This is a genomic window from Candidatus Regiella insecticola LSR1 (genome assembly GCF_000143625.1).
Taxonomy (GTDB): Bacteria; Pseudomonadota; Gammaproteobacteria; order Enterobacterales; family Enterobacteriaceae; genus Regiella; species Regiella insecticola.
Map to the genome: position 1 here is coordinate 1 of NZ_GL379718.1, position 3,553 is coordinate 3,553.

Below are 3,553 nucleotides of genomic sequence, written 5' to 3' on the forward strand. Positions count from 1 at the left end.
CTTGGGGTATCCCGTTTCGGTTATGCGAATCTGGCGTTGATTAGCTTAAACAATTTGAAATCTAGCTCGGATATGGTCGGCAAAATTGATCATGAAGTTGAGTCAAAGTCAGCGGAATTAGAGGCTGAATCGTTTGAAAAACAAGATATTCAGGTATTTGAAACTCAACAAGATCTGCTCACCTTTGTGTTTGTGATAAATAGAATAATAGTTTTTCCCGTTTTATTTTTGTTAAAGTAGGAATTTAGTTGAATTTATTGAAATTAATTATTATTGGCTTGTACGGTGTGATTGGGTTGGTCGGGTGGTATAAATATACGGAATTGGTCGCTCATCCTGTGACAGTTGTCACTGTCGATAAATTCTCCTCGGAAATGACGGTAGCCTACATTCGTGCCATGGTTTGGTATCATTCTAGAGGCAAGTTACAGGAATTACGTTCTATCCTATTGACTGATAATTTAGCGAATAAAAAGCAGATAAAAATAAGAATAACGAATATGTTGAAGCATCGAACATCGGCATATATTCGTGATTTTAATTCATTAGACACGCCCATTGAAAACATTGGTAATTGGTATCAAAATAATTTTGATTTTGATAATTTTCTTTCGGCTGTTTTTGATGAAGTATTTAATAATAAATTGTCCGTAGAAGAAAAAATACGCAGTGTCTCTGATGTAATGGAAGCCTATCAAAATTTAACAACCCAAAAATTATTGATTAATCTGAATAAACTAAAAGGAAATTAATATGGATACTGATAAAAAAGTAGCGGTTATTTTGTCAGGCTGTGGTGTCTATGATGGTGCTGAAATTAATGAAGTCGTTTTGACGTTATTATCGCTTGAAGAAAATGAAATTCAATATCAATGTTTTGCTCCAGATATCGATCAGCATCATGTTTTTAATCATTGTACGGGTAAGGAAGTTACTGAAAGAAGAAATGTTTTGGTTGAATCTGCCAGAATAGTACGCGGCAACATTAAGTCATTAAACGAATGCAAGGCAAATGAGTTTGCAGCAATGATTGTTCCTGGTGGATTTGGAGTGGCAAAAAATCTCTCTGATTTTGCTTTTAAAGGAGCTAATGTTAAGGTAGAAAAAGTGTTTCTTACTATTTGTGAAGCATTTAAAAATAGCAAGAAACCTGTAGGGTTTATGTGTATCGCTCCAGTTCTTTTAAGTAAAATATATGGTAAAGGGGTTATTTTAACTGTGGGTAATGATAAAGATACCATTGCTGCCATTTCAACTATGGGTGGGGAGCATAAGGTGTCTACAGTTAATGAAATTGTGTTTGATGAAAAAAAATAAAATTGTGACGACCCCAGCATATATGTTAGCAACGAGTATTATTGAAGCAAAAAAGGGAATAGATGTGTTAATTAAAAAAATTATAGAGATAATGTAATTGTTTTATTTTATAACTTTTTTGATGGTGTCACTATTTTTTTGATTGTTATTATTTACCGCCTGAATGCGAAAAATAATATTAATAAATTGAAAGGACACAATCTCTCATATAACGAAAACACCCGTCAAGTTATTATTGATGGGTGTTTTGTCCTCACCTCTTTCCGTCAAGAATCTTTAAATTGTTCTTTGTTTCAGTATTTGAATAAGAACCGAGATAGAAAGTTATCTTATGACGAACTTAACGACACTGTTTTCAAAGGTAGGCATGAGAGCATAAAAAAGTGTGGGGCAATCATCCAAATTATTCCCCATTGACGATAAAATCACTGACATTATTTTAATGCATCTCGAGATACTCTTGATCTACTTCAAACACAGTTTCATGGTGAGCCAAGAGCGTTATTCGAATCTAAAAATCGATGGGCATATCGGAGAAAAGATCGATGAAAACACTGTATTAGCGGGATAGGATTGCCCCACACTTTTTTATGCTCTCCAAAACGATTTTCGGCAGACCAGCTATGTACAAAGGATCGGTTATACCCCTCCGCAAGAGGGATACACCGTGCCGAGCACAAAAGCGGAGCGGGTAAAAGTGCCTTCGCTTGATTTTGCCCCCTCTGCGCCCCGCCTAACGTGCCTATTTATCGATCCTGGGATGTGCTACGCCAGTATCCACGCTATGGCGAGGAATCGGGCAAAAACAAACCCAATACACAATCTGTCAATGAGGAAAAAGAGAACAATAGACCTCTTTGGAAACCGTAGCGAGTGATGCGAAGTCAAGGCGCCCGGCGCACAGCAACCTTCGTTAACATAAAGTACATGAGGATTGCGCGCACTGGACAACGCAGGATCCGTATCACGCAGTAGGTTTCCGAAGAGGTCTAATGCCGAATCAACCCTTCGAACCATCGCTAAAAAAACCGTTGGTTAATCACGTACTACTGGCAATAGTGCTATTGCTGACTTCCCCCTGGGTGTTGGCGGACTGGAAATCTTCCATCCAAACGTATAGCAAAGATGTTTAGGTGGCGTTATATGCGGTTGCCGCTATCTGTGCGCTGATCACCTTAACCTGGGTGGGTATCAAATGGCTGATTTCCCGCTCAAATGGTGACATGGATACGACACTGATGGACTACTTTAAACAAATTGGTGCGGTAGCGTTAGTGGGCGGGGTTATTCTGATTGGGACGGCGGCCTGGCAATTCTTCGGGGGAACCGGACTGTGAAAAAAGAGGCTGAACACCTGGAATTTGACAGCCACAATGGGATGAGTCGCATCCCTCTCTTCTGGGGGGTGCCTATCTTCCCGTTGCTACTTTGTTTTGTTGGCACACTGGTATTCGGTGTCAGTGGATTTAGCGCCTTTGGCGGGTAGGGTGGCTTGCTGGCATTACCGTTTTTGTTGGTAGGGATAGCCCTTCGGATCGTTTGCGAGAAAGACGATAAGTATTTGCGCCGCTTGCATTTTATGCTACGTCGCCTTCGCCTGAATCGCAGGTTTGGTAAATCGTTGTTCGTCACCCCGCAAAATCCAAAATGGAGTCAATATTATGGCCGCCGCTATGCGAAAGTCCGTTTTTCCGGTGGAGACTAAAGCGCCGTTAATGGGCTATCACGTCGGAGAAAACATGGTCACTTTGCCTGGCAATCGATTACTGAGCGTGGTGCGATTAAAAGGTATCTCCCATGAGACCCGTGAACCCGAATCATTAAACAGGTTGTTTTCCCTGCTTAACCGTTATTTTCAAGCATTAGGAAAAAAAGAAGGCAAAAACCTGATGCTACAAACTTACATCACAAAAAACAAAGTCAGGCTCAACACACAGTATGCCTTGGCGTTACCCGCGTTGCAGGCGTTTGTCGATGCTTACACCGCCCCGTTTCGTGAGGGTGAGTTTCGGCAGGTAGGCTATAGTCTGGCATTGATCCTCAAGTATCAGGATTTAGAGGAAGGAATAGCGCGGATAGAGGAATTGATCACCGTCTCAAAAACGATGCTGGAGCCGTTTGATGCTTCTCTGCTGGGGATGGAAGAAAATCAGCACGGTGCCTTATTTTCACAAATTGGTCGTTTTTACTCGCTGCTGTTCAACGGCCAGGAACAAGATATTTTAGTGAGTGATAC

3 protein-coding genes and 3 pseudogenes are annotated in these 3,553 nt (G+C 40.8%); all 6 read left to right on the plus strand.

The features are described 5' to 3' along the window. Positions 1-240, plus strand: a pseudogene (locus tag REG_RS13605) (hypothetical protein); the annotation flags it as partial. 8 nt (positions 241-248) lie between these two features. After that, complete coding sequence (locus REG_RS09935) at positions 249-752, plus strand: hypothetical protein (protein ID WP_006705523.1); 504 nt, start codon at positions 249-251, stop codon at positions 750-752. A gap of 1 nt (position 753) precedes the next feature. Next, positions 754-1,414 (plus strand): annotated as a pseudogene (gene elbB / locus REG_RS09940) (isoprenoid biosynthesis glyoxalase ElbB). Between the two features lie 895 nt (positions 1,415-2,309). After that, the gene (locus REG_RS14445; RefSeq protein ID WP_260200264.1) at positions 2,310-2,450 is read left to right on the plus strand and encodes a hypothetical protein; all 141 of its coding nucleotides are present in this window, start codon (positions 2,310-2,312) and stop codon (positions 2,448-2,450) included. Next, a complete protein-coding gene (locus REG_RS14450) occupies positions 2,451-2,654 on the plus strand; it encodes a hypothetical protein (RefSeq protein WP_260200265.1) in 204 nt (67 codons plus the stop codon). 324 nt (positions 2,655-2,978) lie between these two features. Further along, positions 2,979-3,553: pseudogene (locus REG_RS14960) on the plus strand (VirB4 family type IV secretion system protein); the annotation flags it as partial.

What these genes read in the sequence shown, in the direction of transcription:
- REG_RS14445 (WP_260200264.1), top strand. Translation starts at nt 2,310, where the DNA reads ATGCCGAATCAACCCTTCGAACCATCGCTAAAAAAACCGTTGGTTAAT.